Genomic DNA, 17,944 nt, shown 5'->3' on the forward strand with positions numbered 1-17,944 from the left:
CACAGTTGCCCCGGGGCAGAGAGGAACCATTCCATGGCCATCTACGAGTACCGATGCCCCGACGACTCGCCCTTCGAAGCATCCCACCGGATCGGGGAGGCTCCGGATTCACTGGCATGCCCATCCTGCGGCAAACCATCCCGCAGGATGATCAGTGCACCGCATCTATCCAAGGCAGGTTCCCCGGCGTTCCGGCTGATTGACTCCACTCATCGCAGTGCATCCGAACCTGAGATTGTGAACTCGCAGATTCCAGGCACACCCCGTCGTGTCCAGTCATATTCATCCAACCCGTTACATCGGAAACTGCCGCGACCCTAACAGCCAGGAAGCGGCACCCTTCAAAGGAGATGAAATGCCAGCAAAGATATTTTCCCTGGACTCCAGCAAGAAGTTCGAGGATCAGGAAAAGATCGGCCATAACCGATGGCACCCTGACATACCGCCAGTCGCGACGGTCAAACCCGGAGACTCATTCCGGGTGGACTGCCGGGAATGGTTCGACGGCGCGATCGTGAACGATGACTCCGCGGAAGATATCCTTAACGCACCGCTGTTGACGGTACACAAACTCAGCGGACCCTTCGCAGTCGAAGGCGCCAAACCCGGTGACCTGCTGGTCGTTGACATCCTGGACGTCGGCCCGATCCCGCAGGAGGATTCCGGTCCCCTGGCCGGACAGGGCTGGGGCTACACCGGCATCTTCGCCAGAAACAACGGAGGTGGGTTTCTCACCGAACAGTTCCCGGACGCGTACAAAGCCATCTGGGACTTCACCGGCCAAATAGCAACCTCCCGGCACGTGCCGGGCGTTTCGTTCACCGGGCTGATCCACCCCGGGCTGATGGGAACGGCCCCCTCAGCCCAGCTGCTGGCAAAGTGGAACAAACGCGAAGGTGACCTTATAGCCACCAACCCCAACCGTGTGCCGCCCCTGGCGCTTCCGCCCGAGGCCGGGCACGCGCTCCTTGGACACCTTCCGCAGTCCGATTTCGACCGGGTGGCAGCCGAAGCGGCCAGGACTGCGCCCCCACGGGAAAACGGCGGAAACCAGGACATCAAGAACATGTCCAAAGGCACCCGTATCTTCTACCCGGTGTTCGTGGACGGAGCCAACCTGTCTTTGGGCGACCTGCACTTCTCGCAGGGCGACGGAGAGATCACTTTCTGCGGCGCCATCGAGATGGGTGGTTTCATTGATCTCAGGGTGGACCTGATCAAGGGCGGCATGGAAACTTACGGAGTGAGCGAAAATGCCATCTTCATGCCCGGCCACGTTGACCCGCAGTTCAGTCAGTGGCTGGCGTTCTCCGGCACCTCGGTAACACTGGACGGTGAACAGCGCTACCTTGACTCGCACCTCTCCTATCAGCGGGCATGCCTCCACGCCATCGACTACCTGAGCAAATTCGGTTACAGCCCGGAGCAGGCATACGTTATCCTCGGTGCCGTCCCCATTGAGGGGCGCCTCTCCGGCGTGGTGGACATCCCCAACTCCTGTTCCACGGTCTACATTCCGACAGCGGTCTTCGATTTCGATGTACGACCATCCGCTGCCGGCCCCCACCAAATCGATCCAGGGATGGGAGTGCCGAGGGCCGCCAACCGATAACTTTTTTGGTCAACCGGATTGTTGAGGGCGCCTGGCCAGTGCAGTGCTGGCCGGGCGCCCTCAGGCATTGTCAGAACTGGAGACGGGGGACTTGAGTCTCCCGGGCAGGGCCCGCGTTGTGGCTCGCACAGGTCAAGGAAATCGTTCGAGGTTTACCGAGGACGACTACCACCGCTTCCAGGACGACGGCGATGCATGGGATGCGGCCATGAAGCTGCGCAACATCCACCGGGCGCTGCGGCCTAACGGGATCTTCCTGAGGTGGACATCAAGGCCTCCAGCAAGATGTAGGAGAACATTAAGCTCCCCTGGGGCAGCTACCCGTACGCGAACGTGGAGTCCAAGGACATCGAATCGGATCCGTTCAACGCCTACTTCATCGCCAGAAAGTAACACGCTGCCGCCACACGTGTTCCCGAAGTGCCCGCTCATGCCGTGAACTGGTCCCCGTAAGTTGGACTGAGAATTCAGCTCCGACTTTCGGGGAGGCTTCGACCTGTCCTTCCCGGCATCAGAGTCACGCTGCCGGTACAAAAAGCTGCCTTGCCCCGGGCACGGGACAAGGACCGGCACCGGATTCAGCGGCTGGCGGGGACGGACCCTTGTCCTCTGCAGTGGCCGCGGCTGGTCTGACCCCGACCGTCGGCACTGCCGCGGACGGTCCACCGCCGATCAGGAGGATGCCTTGACGTTTGATCCGAACACCACCGCCGTTGTACTCATCGAATATCAGAACGACTTCACGTCCGAGGGTGGCTGACTGCATGACGCTGTCCGGCCGGTCATGGAAAAAACAGACATGCTCGCCAACACGGCTCGCGTTGTAGAGGCGGCCCCCGCAGCCGGGGTGACGGTAATGCACGCGCCAATCACGTTTGCCGAGGGCTACAACGAGCTCGGCAAGCACCCGTACGGAATCCTCAAGGGGGTCGTGGACGGTGGCGTGTTCGTCAAGGGAACCTGGGGTGCGGCCATCATCGACGAGTTGGCGCCGGCCGAGGGCGACTCGTCATCGAAGGCAAGCGGGGTTTGGACACCTTCGCCAGCACAAACCTGGACTTCATCCTGCGCAGCAAAGGCATCACCACCATCGTCCTGGGCGGGTTCCTGACCAACTGTTGTGTCGAATCAACTATGCGCAGTGGCTACGAGAACGGTTACCAGGTCGTCACGCTGAGCGACTGTCTCGCTGCAACATCGGTTGAGGAACACGACAACGCGATCGCGTACGACTACCCGATGTTCTCCACCCCGATGACTGCCGAGGAATTCTCCAGCCAGCTGTCCTAGCTTCGCAGAAGAACGAAGGCCGCACTGTCAGCCACGAATCCACGATGCGGCCCTTGTTTGCCTACGCCCTAATCGATGGTCGCAGCACGCGTAGAACCAAAATGTGCAGCGGGCTGTTTCGGCTCGGCGATCCTCCCACGCCAGTGCCTCACTTTTCACTTTTGTGGCCAACATCCGCTCCGCTAGACCGCGGTGCGGTGCTAGGGAGGTGGTTGGCGGTGAACCAAACATCCACATTGAGCCCGCGGGCCCATGTCCGCTCAAGATTGGCCAGGGCAGTCGCAAGCCTCCTGTCTTGGTCGTCACCGGACTCCGGCACAATGACGACCGGGCATTCGATCGATTCTTCACTTTCTCGTTCAATCGAACTCTCGAGGTTGTCGTAGATCGATTTTGAAGCAGCACCGATTACGACTAGGTCGGCGACCCGAGAGGCCTCGGTTAGCGTAAGAGCACTCGTTCCACTGCCGAGTTTGAACGGTCGTGTCGGGTCTTCCACCGACACATTCAATTCCCACAGCTTGTCTGAAATCTCCTGCGTGAGCAGCTCTTCAACCTTTTCCCGCGTTGCGACCCATTTGCCCATCCTCGGCGTCTGCCACAAGACGGAAAGCTCACAACGCGCCGGAGGTGTCAACCAGGGGGAAGAGCTACGGCTTACTGCTTCTTCCGCAGCCCAGAGCAAGGCGTCCCGGGCCGTGAAGCTCTCGTCGACCGCGGCGATGACCCGGTTATGCTGCTGGGCAGGCTTCTCCTGACCTTCCCGTACGATCACCAAGGGCGCCGTTGAGAATGATGCGACCCTCTTTGGGACTGACCGATAGATGAGGTCCCAGTATCGGTCTTCCCTCGTAGGAGCCCCCAGGACCAGGAGCGCGGCGTTGTGCGAGCCGGCAGCCAACGACTCGGGTATCTTCCCGGGAATCGTCGCAGACTCAATATCCACAGGCACACCATCGGGCTCGAACGTGTCGTGGATGAAATCTCTGAGGAAACCTTTGTGGAACTGTTCGCCGGGTTCCACGAAATTGACGACATGCAGGTGCGTCTTACGGATACGGGCCTCTTGGCCGGCCCACTTCAGGGCCGCCCTGGATGCCGGGGTATCCCTGACCCCCACGACAATACGGTCCCGGCTGCCACACAGCGGCCGCCCGAGTTCCGGTTCCCACATGTTGACGAGTCGCCCTTCGATCCGTGCGGTTTCCTGATTCTCTTGCTCAGTCATTTCAATTCCGATCCTTGTGGTGGGGACCGCAACAGCCTCGCATTGTGTTTCGCCCGCCAACAGGGCCGTCCGGCCCAAGGTCGTCGTGCAGGGCACGCTTTTGTGGGGGATAGCCCCGGGATGAGAACGCCAACGGGCTCATCCGCGAGCCGCCCGGGGCGTCCGGCCACGACCAAGCCCTATCGAGTTCAAACGCAATACAGTACGCTCGGTCCTCACAACGTACAGTCAAGCAAGGAACGCAGACCCAGCGTTATCGAAGGCGCCATCGACATGTGCACAGCCAGGACCGTGTGCTCCTGGGTGGGGTGCAAGGACTCCGGGGCCACGGCCAGAAACCCGCCATATTTGTCCTTAGGAGATATGAATGCCCGCCTCAGCCTTCAACCTCGACGCCGTCCGCAGCAAATACGTGGCCTCCGATGCCTGTGCTGCTGAGCTACTTTGCGACGGGCACGACCCGGACGCTGTTGCCTTTTCCATCATTGAAGCCGACCTCAGCAGTGAGGACATCACGTACGGTCAGCTGCGCGAGCGGTCCGAACGAGGCGCTGCCGCACTGGCAGACCTGGGTGTCGGGCGGGGGGACGCTGTCGCCACACTAATGGGTAAATCCGCCGACCTTGTGGTCATGCTTCTGGCCATTTGGCGCCGCGGGGCCATCCACGTGCCCCTTTTCACTGCGTTCGCCTGGCCAGCCATCGAGCTCCGGCTCAACGTCTCCGGCGCAAAACTCGTCATTACGGACGCCAACCAACTCGATAAACTGAACGACGCTACTGTCCCGATCCTGGTCGCCGGCGATCACGCGACGGCACCGCATCTGGCCCTTACCCCGCTGCTGGCAGCCCAGCAGCCAGGCATTACTGCCGAAGCTGTGGGAAGCGATGGCCCCCTTGTCCTGATCTTTACCTCCGGAACCACCGGAGCGCCCAAAGGCGTGCCGGTACCGCTCCGCGCCCTTGCGGGCTTCCGGCATTACATCGAGCTCGGCCTCGATGTCCGCGAAGACGACGTGTTCTGGAACGCGGCCGACCCGGGCTGGGCATACGGACTCTATTACGGCATCCTCGGCCCACTCGCGGCCTGCAGGCGCAGCCTGTTGCTGCATGCAGGGTTCTCACCGGTGCTCAGCTTTGCAGTGCTGCAACACTTCAAAGTCACCAACTTCGCGGCTGCCCCGACCGTTTACCGGACGATGCGCTCTCATGCAGATGAAGGTCCGAAGAACCTCAAGCTCCGCCGGGCTTCCTCGGCCGGTGAACCGTTGACCCCGGAGGTAATCTCCTGGGCTGAAGAAACTTTCGGTGTGCCGGTACGCGACCACTACGGACAGACCGAGCTCGGCATGATCATTATCAACGCCTGGCACGATGACTTACGACAAGAACTGAGGACCGGTTCCATGGGGCACCCGCTGCCGGGCTGGGCTTGTGCGGTCCTCCAGGACGGATCGGATGAAATGGCAGCCTCGGACGAGGTGGGACGGGTCGCCGTGGATGCGGCGGCAAGCCCGATGATGTGGTTTTCCGGGTACAAGGACGCTCCGAAAGAAACAGCTGAGCGTTTCAGCCAAGACGGCCGCTGGTACATCACCGGGGACGCGGGCAAAGTGGACGCTGATGGGTATTTCTTTTTTTCTTCCCGGGATGATGATGTCATCATCATGGCCGGGTACCGCATTGGCCCGTTCGATGTGGAGAGCGTTTTGTCCACTCACCCAGCCGTGCTCGAGAGCGCCGCTATCGGTGTCCCGGATGAGCTACGGGGCGAAGTTTTGGAGGCGTACGTCGTGCTCAACGCAGGCGTTCCCGGTGATGACGCCCTCGTTGCCGAACTCCAGAAGGTGGTCAAGACCCAGTTCGCTGCCCACGCCTTTCCCCGACGGATTCACTTCGTCGAGGCATTGCCCAAGACGCCGTCGGGCAAGCTTCAGCGATTCATCCTCCGGAAACAGCGCGCTGCGGACCACCAAGGAAACTGAGGCGACACCGGTTACAGAAGGGTGAACTGGAGAGGTTCATGATCTTTTATGCCAAGTGTTCAGAAATTGTGGGTTGATGATGAGCTCTGAAACCACGCGTAAGCCTCCCCGGAAGAGGACGATCCGTCAGGCGCAGTTATTTGAGCAACTCGTGGCACTCTTCCTTCGAGAAGGCTTCGCGGAGATGACACTTGAGGCGGCTGCTGCCAGGCTGCACTGTTCCAAGTCCACGATTTATAGCCTCGCGAGTAGCCGCGAGCAGCTGGTGCGCAAAGTCGTTGTTTTCTTCTTCCGGGTCGCTGCCGAACGCGTTGAGGGGAAGTTGGCGGGCGAATCCAGTGCGGGAGACCGCCTCGCTGTTTATCTGCGGGCCGTCGGCGACGAGTTGCGGCCAGCCTCCCGCGCCTTCATCAATGATGTAGCGAGTTTTGCGCCGGCATATGAGGTCTATGAACGCAATATCGATATGGCAGCAAACAGGGTCCGGGAGCTAATATCCGAAGGCATGGAAAGCGGCGTTTTCCGACAGGTGCATGCAGTGTTCGTTTCGGAGGTCGTTTCCTCCGTCATGGTAAGCATCGAGCAGCGGCGCATAGCAGATAGCACTGGACTGAGCGACGCCGAAGCCTATGACGCTCTTGCTGCCCTCGTCGTCGACGGGATTCGCGTCAATTAGTGCATTCCCTAGGGCGTGCTCCGTGCTGGCGTAGCCAGATCGGGACTGTGGAGGGTGGCTCCGAAGCGGCCGCCGTCGTCTCAGTCAAAGAATGGGCCACTGCAGCCTCCGGTCAGTCACATGTGAGCTTGTGCCAGCTGGTAGGCGCCGTGACTGAGCCGGCACGTAAGCGTTTCGCACAGGGGCCGTCGCTGACATGCTGGTGGGGTGACCTCGATTTCGACGGAACCGCCCCGTACCGCGCTCACGTGGAAGCTCGTGCCAGCGGTGTTGCTCTCGGCCGCCGGAGTGCTGCTTTTCGGTGTCGAGAATGACCTCGCGGGCTACGGCGTGCTCGCTTTGAGCCTGGTCACCGCTGCAGCGATCGAGCGGGAATTCGTGCGGCACCTGGTGCTCGTGGCGGCCGGAATGGTCATCATCAGCCTGGTTCCCCTGAATGCGGATTTGAGCGTTACGCACATGACGCTCATGGGTGGTGCCCTTGCGTTGGCCGTGCTCGTGCCGTGGCTGGTGTCGCGGTTCGTCTACCGCGAGAAGATCATCAGATTTCCGGTGAACACGGGCCGCAAGTGGCCATTGGCCGCGAAGCTGTACCTGGTCGCTGTTGTGGCACTCGGCTACCTCCTTCTGCCGGTCTACCTGATCCGCACGGGGGTGTATCAAAACTGGCCTGAAGCTTCCGACCCCACTGTCTTCTGGCGGCTTTTCCTTGGCGTGAATGCTGTTGGGATTTGGGACGAGCTGTTCTTCATCTGCACCACCTTCGCCCTGCTGCGGCGGCACTTTCCGGACTGGCTGGCCAACATCCTGCAGGCTGTGGTCTTCTCGTCTTTCCTGTGGGAGATCGGCTACCAGGCCTGGGGCCCGCTTCTGACGTTCCCGTTCGCGCTGATGCAGGGCTACACGTTCAAACTGACCAAGTCGTTCACCTATGTCGTGACGGTGCACCTGCTCTTCGACTTAGTGCTGTTCCTCGCGCTGGTGCACGCGCACAACCGTGACTGGCTGCCGATCTTCCTGTATTAGCCCCCCGGCTCCCGCGAAACACGGTCCCCGCGGCGAGGCATGTTTCCGTGGGCTAAAGGAACTAGGCCACCAGACGCAGTGGCCGTTCGCCCAGCTGGACCATAATTTCCTGGCCAGACGAAGAATTCGGCCTGCCCGCGGGTGGCGTGCCGGTCTAGGAGTTCCTGGAGCTCGGTGCGCCGGTGAACGATTACGAGGCGGGGTTATCCATGACCGGATCGTACCTCCCGACCCGGACGGCCGTCGCAGCCCTTGCACCGGCCGCAGTGTCCCGGAAAACCTCCATGGTCGCGGCCTCGCGTGCCGCGGCCGCTCGCCGACCAGTCGGATCTGGTTCGTTTCGGCGGAGGCGTTGATGCCATGGCGTTGGGATGAAGCCTGCGTCTCAATGAGCCCCGCGGCGGCTTTTTCCTCGGCCTGGCGCTGTGCTTTGGCGCCTTCCTGGGTGACCGGGTGTTCGCGGCGGGTGGCCAGTGCGATCTTGCTCGCCACTTCGGGAGTCTCCCTCCGGGGCTCCCGCGTCGCTGAAATCCGCGAGGAAATTCCCCGGGCTTGCGTCTGCAGGACTCATGCGGTCTTCCCGGAAGCCTCCGGTCGCCGGATCGACGCGGGTATGGCCCACCCCCCAATAGGATTTTGTGCCATATCCGCGCCGGCTCTATTCCGGTCCCGGGCTGGTCCCGGATGTGTGCCCCCGTTGCGCGTTGTGAGCGCGCCGATGGAGTTCGTGATCGACGAGGCCGAGAAGCTCGCAGGGGGCAGTTGGTCCTCCGAGTTCGCGGACCTGTCGCAGCGACTGGCGTAACTTCACAAGGTCTTCTGTCGGCACAAGGGGCCACCTTCTGGAGGTGTGGAATAACCTGTCCCGGTGCCATGGGCTGGCCCTCCCGGTCACGCAGCCAGCTTCGCTGTGCGGTCCGGGTGTCGGTATCCGTGACGGGCGTCCAACGGATGTGGGGGGAGGGTTTTAGCTCCGGATGCCGTGAGGGTCCGAAGCGCCTCCGGGGAGGCTGTTTGCAGCAGGTCCAGGTCCAAATGAACGGCAAAGCCGGGCAGGACGCGCCCGGCACGGCCCACTAATGCGAGGAGGGCGCGGACATTGTTGGGGGTAAGTCTTCCGGTTGGTCTAAGAGTGACGGTCGTTGCGTCCATGTCGACGGCAACGGTGACAGCGAGTTTGGTGGTCATAGGGAAAACATCCTCTACGAAGCACGGACGGCCGCTTGCTTGACCGCCTCCAGACTACCGAGATTGCTGCAGGCAGCAAGTTTATGTGAGGTACGTCACGCAGTTCGTGCTCCCCGGACGGGCGCTTCGACGCAAGTGAATGCTCGCATGGCTCGCACCCGATCGGGCGTCCGCTGGCGCGGCCGAGGGTTGGGTCCGGGTCGTTCGCTGTCTGGCCCCACCTGTCCGGTGGCCCTGTGCCGGGGTGGCGATGAGCTTTAGAGTCAGGCCATGGAGATGCGACGGCGGTCGGTGGCCGGGGACCGGGGGAGCAGCGCGGCTTGGGTGTGGTGGGACGCCCGCCGGGCCCACCGGAAGGTCTGGAGGAGGTCCGGCACCGGCAGAAGACGCGTCTGGCCGGGTTGGTGGCCTACGCCCGTCAGCACTCGGCTTATTACCGGGACCTGCACCGGGAGTTGCCTGAGCACATCGAGGACGTCACTTTGTTGCCGGTGACGAACAAAGGCTTGCTGATGGCCCACTTCGACGAGGTGGCCACGGATCCGGCGGTGACGCTCGCGGCGGTCCAGGCGTTCGTGGCGGACCCGGCCCGGATCGGGGACCGGCTCGCCGGGAAGTACCTCACCACCGCCGGGACCACCGGCACGCGGGGCATCTTCGTGCTCGATGACCGTTATTGGGCCGTGACCTCGGGCCTGATGGGCATTCTGGCCGCAAAGTGGCTGTCCTGGCGGGACGTGGTGCGGCTGGTGGGCCGCGGCGCGCGGTTCGCCAAGGTGGTCGCCACCGGCCGTGCCGCCGGGGACCGTTTCGCACACGGCACTGATCACGAACCTGGCCAACCGCGTTCAGCCCATCATCCGCTATGACGTCGGCGACCGCGTTCTGGTCAGGCCGGATCCGTGTCCGTGCGGAGACCCGGCACCGGCGATCCGGGTGCAGGGGCGGGCCTCTGACGTGATCACTTTCCCGCCTGCCGGCGGCCGGGGCGTGGTGACGGTGCCGCCGCTGGCCTTGGGGACCGTCGTCGACCGCACCCCGGGCGTGGAGCTGTTCCAGACCGCCCCCACCAGACTGTCGGTGCGGCTGCGCCCGGACGCGGGCGCAGACCCCGAACGAGTCCGGGCGGGGGCGCGGGAGGGGATCACCGCCGTGCTCACCGACCTGGGCCTGGCGCACGTCACCGTGGTAGCTGCCCCGGAGCCCCCGGAGCAGACCACCGGCGGCAAGTACAGCACCGTTATCCCCCTGCCGGCGAGGCCGCCGTCGTCATGACCGGAGATAGTCCCGCAGCAATGGAAACTCCGTGCGCACGTGGGCATCCAGGTCCGCGGTGAACCGGGGCGTGAAGTACAGCCGCAGCAGCGGGTCCAGCAACCGGCCGGCCCCGGGCCATCCGGCGGTGATTGTGTGGCGCACCGACACCCCGCCCGGTACCGGGGTGAGCTCCAGGGACAGGCGTGCCGGGAGGGTCACGACCTTGCGGAAGCGCCACACGAGCCTGCGGCCCGGCTCGACCGCCTCCACGACTCCGCGCAGGCGCAACCGGCGCCGGCCGACGAACTCGTCCATCACCACCACGTCACCCACCCCGCCGGCGGCCCGCCCCAGCACGTGGAGCTGCAGGTGGGTGCCCGGCCACCAGTTCTGGTACCGCTCATCGGTGCAGGCCACCATGAAGTCGGTGACGTCACGGCCCGTCAACCCCGCTACCTCGACCCTCGATTTGATCACCAGCATCCGTGCCCCCTGGGCTGTTATGCGGCCGTGGATCCCTGCTGCGGCCTCTGAGTCTGATTTTGCCTCCGGGGGGCATAATTTTCTACCGAATACTTGAAGTCTTTTTAGCGACCCCGCACCCATGAATTGAGGGACTTTGGCCCTAGCCTTCCCCATTGGCAAGGCGATATTGTGTGGGGCTAAGGCGAGCAAGTATCCCCTCGCAGCACACCATGTTCCACCCCAAACCGCACATCGAGAAGGAAGGCGGCATCGTCAGATGCACATAAAGGACCATTGGGACCGTCTGGACCCTGCCACGCGGAAGTGGTTCATGGACAACCCCGGATGCCAGGTACTTCCCAGGACCATCACCGCGGTTGTCTCCAAGGCGGCGGGCGAGGATCTTGCCAGTGGGCAGCACGGCGAGACGGTCATCTCCCAGGAGGACCATGAGTTCATCCGCTCGAAGGCGACCGAGGTCTCCAACGCCTGATTCGGATAACAGCACATACCCCTCCTCTGGCGGACCAACACATCGAACCAGCGGGCGACATCGGACGCCAGCCGTTCCACGGGCCGGCGGTCAGCACTGAGGCGGTTTTGCGGAAGACGACGCCGGGCCCGGCGGTCTGGCCCCTGGGCGACTGAACCACGTCATCGTCCGGTTACAACGAAAGGCGCACCCCTATGTCAGAGATGCGCCTTTCGCCTGGGTCCGGGTCAGTCCTTCTTGAAGGCGTCCTTGACCTTCTCGCCGGCCTGCTTCAAATTACCTTTGGTTTGGTCAGCCTGGCCTTCTGCCTTCAGGCTTTCGTCGCCTGTGGCATTTCCGGCAGCTTCCTTACCCTTACCGCCAGCCTTCTCGGCAGCGTTCCCAATCTTGTCGCCTAATCCCATGGTGTTTCCTCCTCTGGTTGGCGGCCGATCAATCCGGCCATAACACCATCCTAAGCATACTTAGGATCCGGATTTCAAGTAGCAGCGGATCCGCCGGAGGTTCAGCTGCCTGCCGTCTGGCGGCCCGCCATGACCCGGGACAGGAACTCCTCCACAACTGCGGCGAACTCGTCGGGGCGTTCGATCTGTGGCATATGCCCCGTGTTGGAGAAGACGTGCGACTCAGCGCGTGGCAACGCCGTAGTCGCTGCCCTCAGGTGGCTGTACGGGAGGATGTGGTCGTGGTCGCCCCAGATTACAAGCGTTGGAATGTCCGACTGCGCCAGGGCCTCGACGAGGTCCGTGCGCCATTGAGCCCTGATGCCGAAGATCGTTCCCAGATCGCGGGCCACATCGAGGACTGTTTGGCGGTGGGTGGCCCGTTGGGACAGGGCGAAGGCATGGCTGATGCGGGCATCGGTCACCAGCGCCTTGTCGTAGAAAACTGACTGGACGGTTCGGCGTGAAGCTGTCTCGTCCGGACGCATAAGCAGGGCAGCGAGCGGCCTGACCGTGAGCAGGCGCAGCACCAGTGCAACCTCCTGGCCGAATCCGGCGCTGTTGGCCAGAACCAGGGCTGAGACGCGGCGCGGATGGTCGGCGGCGAACTTCATGGCGACGGCCCCTCCGAGCGAATTGCCGATCACGGGAAGCGGCCCGTGCACCCCAAGGGCGTCGAGGAAAGCCGGCAGGGCGCCCGCGAGTTTCGCCAATGTCGCCGGTCCGGAAAGCCGGTCGGAGTACGCGAAGCCGGGCAGGTCCACGCTGTACACGGTGTGGCGTGCCGAGAGCCGCTGGTGCTGCTCGCTCCAGTCATCGAGGCTCTGGCCAATGCCGTGCAGGAGAAGCACCGGGTCCCCGGTGCCGGTCTTCCGGTAGCGCAAGCGCGTGCCCGCGACGTCGAGGTGTCCTGTTCCGGGGAGGTCGAGAGGGTCCTGGCGTGCCGACGGGGTGTCCCACCCCGTCGCAGCCGCCTGCTCCCCGCGCCGGCCGAAACGCACGTGGTCCGTCAGCCTGCCGGCCCTGAGCAGGGCGAAATCGCGCACGTAGTTCTGGTGCAGCCGCCATGGCGAGCTGGTGCCCTGCTTGGGCAGGCGGTCGGCGCCGCGCAGGATGTAGCCCGCCTTCAGGTCGATCAGCGACGCCAGCTCCGCGTTTGCGACGTCGGCGGGAGCCGTGGGCGTGACCCATTGCAGGTTCCGACGGTCGAGGTACTTCAACACCCTGCAGATGTAGCCAGCAACCAGATCCGCCTTCAGGGTCCACGACGCGTTGGTGTAGCCGACAGTGAGTGCAAAATTGGGAACGCCGTCCAGCATCATGCCCTTGTAAGTCACGGTCCTGCCCACGTCCACCGGCTCGCCGTCGACCGTGAGAGTCATACCGCCAAGCACGAGCAGGTTCAGTCCTGTCGCGGTCACAATCACGTCGGCCGGGATCGATCTTCCCGAGGCCAGGTCAATCCCGCTCGGGGTGATCCGCGAGATCCTGTCGGTCACAATGTCGGCAGTGCCCGCGCTGATGGCGCGGTAGAGGTCGCCGTCAGGGATCGCGCAGAGCCGCTGGTCCCATGGCTGATACGACGGGGCCAGGTGCGTGTCGACCGCAAAGCCCGCCGGCAGCGCGGCGATGGCTGCCTTGCGGAGGATTGCCTTCATCGTTTCCGGCCGGCGTCGGCTGAGCTGGTACGTCAGCATCGAAAAGAGAATGTTCTTCGCCCGCACGACGCCGTACGCCAGTTGCGCCGGCACCTTGCCTTGGAGACGGTCGGCCAGGTAATCCCGGGACGGCAGGGGGGCGATATAGGTGGGGGAGCGCTGCAGCATGGTGACCTTGGCAGCCGAGCCCGCCATGGCCGGCACGAGTGTCACCGCGGTGGCCCCGCTGCCGATGATTACTACCTGCTTGCCTTCGTAATCGAGGCCGGCAGGCCAGCGCTGCGGGTGGACGATCGATCCCGCGAAGGTCTCGGCCCCTTCGAAGTCCGGGGTAAACCCTGCGTCATAACGGTAATAACCCGAGCAGACGGACAGGAACGAGCAGGTGAACGTCACTGACCGGCCGGCGGGCGACGCCGGATCGTCCCGTCGGTATTCGCCCCCGGACGTGAGGACGGCCGTGACGGTCCACAGCGCGGTTTCGCTGGACCACTCGGCCGATTCGACCCGGTGGTGCAGCCGGATCCGCGATTCGAGTTCCTCGTCCGCAACCGTCGCCTCGATGTAGTCGCGGATCGAATCGCCGTCGGCTATGGCCTTGGCGCCGGCCCAGGGCCGGAAGGAGTAGCCGAGCGTGTACATGTCGCTGTCGGAGCGGATGCCCGGGTATCTGAAAAGATCCCAGGTGCCTCCCACCGCACCGCGGGACTCCAGGATCGTGAAGGTCTTTCCAGGTACGTCGCGTTTCAGCCGGCTGGCGAAACCTATGCCGCTCAGCCCGGCACCGACAATCAACACATCAACGTGTTCGCTCATGAGGCCAAGTTATCGACTTGGGGTTGAGAGAGTCAACACCGCGTCGAGAGCAGGCTAGACTGGGTGTATGGCTCAACGAGGACGACGTACCGCAAGGGTCTCGGGGGATGAGCGCCAGGACGCGATCCTCGTCACGGCCGAGGCGCTTCTTGGCCAGCGGGCCTTCGACGAGATTTCGATCGAGGATCTGGCCCGGGGCGCCGGCATCTCGCGCCCCACCTTCTACTTCTACTTCTCGTCCAAAGACGCGGTGCTGCTGGCTCTTCTGGACCGCGTGATCACCGAGGTGGAACACCGGATCGCCGAATTGCCGCGGGATTTCGAAAGTGATCCCGCTGGGTCCTGGACACGTGCCATTGGTATGTTCGTCGAGGTGTTCGTGTCCCACCGCGGCGTCTCCAGCGCGGCGATCGCAGCGCGCGCCCGCAACGATGAGGTGCGTTCGCTCTGGTCCAGGTCGATGCAGTCCTGGGCCGACTTCTCGACCGGTGTGATCCAGTCCGAGCAAGCCCGGGGGGCTGCGCCAGGGGGGATCGACGCCCACGACCTGGCAGTAAGCCTCAACCTGATGAACGAGCGGGTGATCACGGCGGTCCTCAACCAGGAGAGTCCCGCCGTAGCGGAGTCCCGCGCCCTGGACGTGTTATCAACCATCTGGATCCGCAGTATCTACGGGTCCGTCAATCCCGGCCGCAGCTAACGCCTGCGTCGAAAGGAAGAACTCCATGCCCCAAATCAAAACGGTGACCGTGCTCGGCACCGGAGTGCTCGGATCGCAAATCGCCTACCAGGCTGCCTTCCACGGATTCGCCGTGACGGCTTATGACATCAGCGATGAGGTCCTCACGAAGGCCCGGGCCCGCTTCGCACAGCTCGCCGGCATCTACCAGGCAGAGAAGGTGGCCGGCGCTTCGGAAGGCAAAGCTGAGGCAGCTCTTGAGAACCTCCGCCTCACCGCTGACCTCGCGGACGCCGTCGCCAACGCTGACCTCGTGATCGAGGCCGTGCCTGAACTGATTGAGCTCAAGCGGGACGTCTACCGCAGGCTCGCAGAACTGGCACCCGCCAAGACCATCTTCGCCACGAACTCGTCAACTCTGCTGCCCAGCGACCTCAAGGATTTCACCGGCCGCCCCGATCGTTTCCTCGCCATCCATTACGCCAACAACATCTGGGCGCAGAACATCGCCGAGGTGATGGGCACGGCCGAGACCGATCCGACGGTGTTCGACGCCGTCGTCGAGTTTGCCCGAAACAGCGGGCTGGAGCCGATCGAGATTAAGAAGGAGAAAGCCGGCTACGTCCTGAACTCGCTTCTGGTGCCGCTCCTGAACGCGGCCGCCGGTCTGCTGCTGCAGGGCATCGCCACCCCGGAAACGATCGACAAAACATGGCGCATTGCCACCGGTGCGCCGACCGGACCGTTCCAGATCTACGACGTCGTTGGCCTGGGGACCGCGTACAACATCTCCTCGTCCTCACCGGACGCCGGATCTCAAGCCTTCGCCAAGCACCTGAAGGAAAACTACATCGACAAGGGCAAGCTCGGCGTCTCCTCCGGCGAAGGCTTCTACACCTACTGAGTCCGGCTAGCGCCCCCTGAAGGGCCGCCCCTCACGGACGCGGCGGTTCATGGTTTGGTCATGGACTCGGGCGGGGGAGCGAAGGGCGCGGCCGGGTAGAGTCCCGCGACCTCGAGCATGTAGTTCGCCCACTGCGGGCCGGCGAGCATGTATCCGTCAATGTTCTTGTAGAATTTGCCGTTGATGGTGACGTCCTGGCCGGGCCGTTTTTGTCCTTCCAGCGCGTCGCCGAAGAAGGACGCGGTGGCCAGGCCGCTGGTGTAGCCGACCACCCAGGTGGCGCCGTTATTGTTGGACGTGCCGGTCTTGGCGGCGAACGGAAAACTGGTGTGGACCTTGGGCTCGATGTAGACGCCGGAGCCCAGTTTCATCACATCCTGGAGCACGGCGTTCACACCGCGGGCTACCTCGGGCTTAACCGCGCTGCGACAGTCGCTGAACTGGGCCGGAAGCTCCCGGCCCGCCGCATCGGTCACATCCGCGATGGCGATCGGGGCGCAATACTTGCCGTCAGCGGCGAACGTGGCAAACGCGTTGGCCAGCACGAGTGGCGCCACACCAATGGCACCCAGCAGGTTGCCCAGCTGGTGCATGTTTACCGGGGCGTTATCCACGCCGCTGTGAAGTCCCACGGTATCCACCATTCTCTGGATGCCGCAGAAGTCCAGCTCGGCGGCCCCAGCGAAGGTTGCCGTATTGATGGAGTTGTAGAGCCCATAATTGACGGGCATTTTGCGGTAGTAGCCCTCGTCGTTGTTCTGTAGGTCGTCCGCGGCGCCGAGGGCCTTTTCGGCCGTATTGTAGGCCCCGAGGACCTTTCCACAGCTGGACTTCCACGGGAAGTCCAGCGGATATGTCCGCCGGGCGGCGTCCACCTCGGCGACCATGGACTTGCCTTCATTGAGCCATTCCGCGAATGTAAACGGCTTCATCGTGGACCCGGGTTGGAACCCGCCGGCGCCGTTCAGGTCATTGCCGTCGGCGTCCTTGGCATCGACGTTGAAATTCAGCTGGGTATCAAATTTCCCGGGGGCGGGAAGAAACACGGTGTTTTGCGCCATCGCCAGGATCTTTCCGGTGCCCGGCCCGATCGAGACCAGCGACGCGCCCCACTTGTCCGGGTTGGCCCCGGCCGTGGCGTCAACCTGGGCCTGCGCGGCCGCCTGCAGCCTGCTGTCGAGCGTAGTGGTGATGGTCAGACCGCCGCGGTACAGCTTCCTCTGGCGATCCGTGGCGTCGACGCCGAACACCGGGTTGTTGAGGATCAGGTGGGAGACGTAGTCGCAGAAGTACGGCGCCATGTCCGCCGCCGCGCACCCCTGCTTTGCAGGGGTGATTCTCAGCTCGACACCGCTGGCGACGGCGGCGTCATGATCAGCTTGGAGGATTTTCCCCTCGCTGTGCATTTTGTCCAGGACCTGGTTGCGCCGCTTAATGGAGTTTTCCGGATATGCGGCGGGATCGTAGAAGCTGGGGCTGTTGACCAGCCCCGCGAGCAGGGCAGCCTGCGGCAGGGTGAGGTCCTTTGCGGAGGTGCTGAAGAAATGCCGGGCTGCGGCCTCAATGCCGTACGCGTCCCGGTTGAAGAACACGATATTAAGATAGCCCTCCAGGATCTGGTCCTTCGCGTAGTTCTTCTCCAGCTCGATGGCGAGCTTCATCTCCCGCACCTTGTCGCCGATGCTCTTCTGCCCGCTGAGGATGACCTGATCGCTCCTGTCCGCCGATAACAGGGACTCATTGATCACGTTCGTGACGTACTGCTGGGTCAGGGTTGAGGCGCCCTGTCTGGCGCCGCCGGTCAGGTTGGATGTGAGCGCCCGGAGAATCCCCTGCGGGTCGACGCCGGCGTGCGTGTAGAAGCGGCTGTCCTCGATGGCGACAATCGCGTCCTTGATGTAGGGGGACATCTGGTCCAGGCTGACCTTCACGCGGTTCTCCGCAAAGAAGGTGGCGATCGGCTTCCCGTCCGCGCTCAGCACTTTGGTTGACTGCGACGGCGGATCCACCGCCAGATCGGCGGGGAGGTTGTTGAAGTAGGTGATGGACCTGCTGACGGCAACGCCGGCAGCAGCGACGCCAGGGATCGCCAGGCTGGCGACGAGAACACCGCAGATCGCGCTCAGTGTTATGAATCCGAGGACCCTCCAGAGGGCCCCGGCAAGACGAGATCCAATTCGTTTCTTCGGCGCCATTGCTGTCCAGTCGTGCTCAAAATCTGTGCC

At 63.2% G+C, this 17,944-nt stretch carries 15 protein-coding genes and 1 pseudogene; 11 read left to right on the forward strand and 5 right to left on the reverse strand.

Annotated elements, in window-relative coordinates:
- Positions 1–33 precede the first annotated feature (33 nt).
- From ACZYX4_RS11940 to ACZYX4_RS11950, 3 genes and pseudogenes are all read left to right on the forward strand, one after another.
- Positions 34–321, forward strand: coding sequence for an FmdB family zinc ribbon protein (locus ACZYX4_RS11940; protein WP_463876092.1), 288 nt, complete (start codon positions 34–36; stop codon positions 319–321).
- A gap of 34 nt (positions 322–355) precedes the next feature.
- The gene (gene fmdA, locus ACZYX4_RS11945) at positions 356–1,612 is read left to right on the forward strand and encodes a formamidase (RefSeq protein WP_463876094.1); all 1,257 of its coding nucleotides are present in this window, start codon (positions 356–358) and stop codon (positions 1,610–1,612) included.
- Between the two features lie 799 nt (positions 1,613–2,411).
- Positions 2,412–2,902 (forward strand): annotated as a pseudogene (locus ACZYX4_RS11950) (cysteine hydrolase family protein).
- A gap of 148 nt (positions 2,903–3,050) precedes the next feature.
- On the opposite strand, the gene ACZYX4_RS11955 reads toward ACZYX4_RS11950, so the two are convergent.
- Positions 3,051–4,130, reverse strand: a complete 1,080-nt coding sequence (locus tag ACZYX4_RS11955; RefSeq protein ID WP_463876096.1) for a universal stress protein — start codon at positions 4,128–4,130, stop codon at positions 3,051–3,053.
- A 367-nt stretch (positions 4,131–4,497) separates the two neighbouring features.
- On the opposite strand from ACZYX4_RS11955, the gene ACZYX4_RS11960 reads away from it, so the two are divergent.
- The 5 genes from ACZYX4_RS11960 (at position 4,498) to ACZYX4_RS11980 (ending at position 10,279) form a co-directional block, all read left to right on the forward strand.
- Entirely contained in the window at positions 4,498–6,114 is a 1,617-nt protein-coding gene (locus ACZYX4_RS11960; RefSeq protein ID WP_463876098.1) for an AMP-binding protein, read from the forward strand.
- Between the two features lie 76 nt (positions 6,115–6,190).
- On the forward strand, positions 6,191–6,790 hold the full coding sequence (locus ACZYX4_RS11965) for a TetR/AcrR family transcriptional regulator (protein ID WP_463876100.1): 600 nt from the start codon (positions 6,191–6,193) through the stop codon (positions 6,788–6,790).
- Positions 6,791–6,997: 207 nt separating this feature from the next.
- Positions 6,998–7,816, forward strand: coding sequence for a CPBP family glutamic-type intramembrane protease (locus ACZYX4_RS11970; RefSeq protein ID WP_463876101.1), 819 nt, complete (start codon positions 6,998–7,000; stop codon positions 7,814–7,816).
- Between the two features lie 1,592 nt (positions 7,817–9,408).
- Complete coding sequence (locus tag ACZYX4_RS11975; RefSeq protein WP_463876103.1) at positions 9,409–9,873, forward strand: hypothetical protein; 465 nt, start codon at positions 9,409–9,411, stop codon at positions 9,871–9,873.
- An 88-nt stretch (positions 9,874–9,961) separates the two neighbouring features.
- Positions 9,962–10,279, forward strand: a complete 318-nt coding sequence (locus tag ACZYX4_RS11980; RefSeq protein WP_463876105.1) for a hypothetical protein — start codon at positions 9,962–9,964, stop codon at positions 10,277–10,279.
- Here the strand turns inward: ACZYX4_RS11980 and ACZYX4_RS11985 are convergent.
- On the reverse strand, positions 10,274–10,744 hold the full coding sequence (locus ACZYX4_RS11985) for an SRPBCC family protein (RefSeq protein ID WP_463876107.1): 471 nt from the start codon (positions 10,742–10,744) through the stop codon (positions 10,274–10,276). The two genes, ACZYX4_RS11980 and ACZYX4_RS11985, sit on opposite strands and share 6 nt — an antisense overlap.
- A gap of 259 nt (positions 10,745–11,003) precedes the next feature.
- On the opposite strand from ACZYX4_RS11985, the gene ACZYX4_RS11990 reads away from it, so the two are divergent.
- Positions 11,004–11,219, forward strand: a complete 216-nt coding sequence (locus ACZYX4_RS11990) for a hypothetical protein (RefSeq protein WP_463876109.1) — start codon at positions 11,004–11,006, stop codon at positions 11,217–11,219.
- 227 nt (positions 11,220–11,446) lie between these two features.
- Here the strand turns inward: ACZYX4_RS11990 and ACZYX4_RS11995 are convergent, their stop codons facing one another.
- Positions 11,447–11,623: a CsbD family protein gene (locus ACZYX4_RS11995; protein ID WP_463876111.1), complete on the reverse strand. Its 177-nt coding sequence runs from the start codon at positions 11,621–11,623 to the stop codon at positions 11,447–11,449.
- Between the two features lie 101 nt (positions 11,624–11,724).
- The gene (locus ACZYX4_RS12000; RefSeq protein ID WP_463876113.1) at positions 11,725–14,136 is read right to left on the reverse strand and encodes an alpha/beta fold hydrolase; all 2,412 of its coding nucleotides are present in this window, start codon (positions 14,134–14,136) and stop codon (positions 11,725–11,727) included.
- Between the two features lie 67 nt (positions 14,137–14,203).
- On the opposite strand from ACZYX4_RS12000, the gene ACZYX4_RS12005 reads away from it, so the two are divergent.
- On the forward strand, positions 14,204–14,836 hold the full coding sequence (locus ACZYX4_RS12005; RefSeq protein ID WP_463876114.1) for a TetR/AcrR family transcriptional regulator: 633 nt from the start codon (positions 14,204–14,206) through the stop codon (positions 14,834–14,836).
- A gap of 25 nt (positions 14,837–14,861) precedes the next feature.
- Positions 14,862–15,719, forward strand: coding sequence for a 3-hydroxyacyl-CoA dehydrogenase (locus ACZYX4_RS12010; protein ID WP_463876115.1), 858 nt, complete (start codon positions 14,862–14,864; stop codon positions 15,717–15,719).
- A gap of 47 nt (positions 15,720–15,766) precedes the next feature.
- Here ACZYX4_RS12010 and ACZYX4_RS12015 read toward each other — a convergent pair whose 3' ends face one another.
- Positions 15,767–17,914 carry a transglycosylase domain-containing protein gene (locus ACZYX4_RS12015; protein ID WP_463876117.1) on the reverse strand — a complete coding sequence of 716 codons (2,148 nt, stop codon included), beginning with the start codon at positions 17,912–17,914 and terminating at the stop codon, positions 15,767–15,769.
- Between the last annotated feature and the right edge of the window lie 30 nt (positions 17,915–17,944).

Source organism: Pseudarthrobacter leeuwenhoeki, assembly GCF_055412885.1.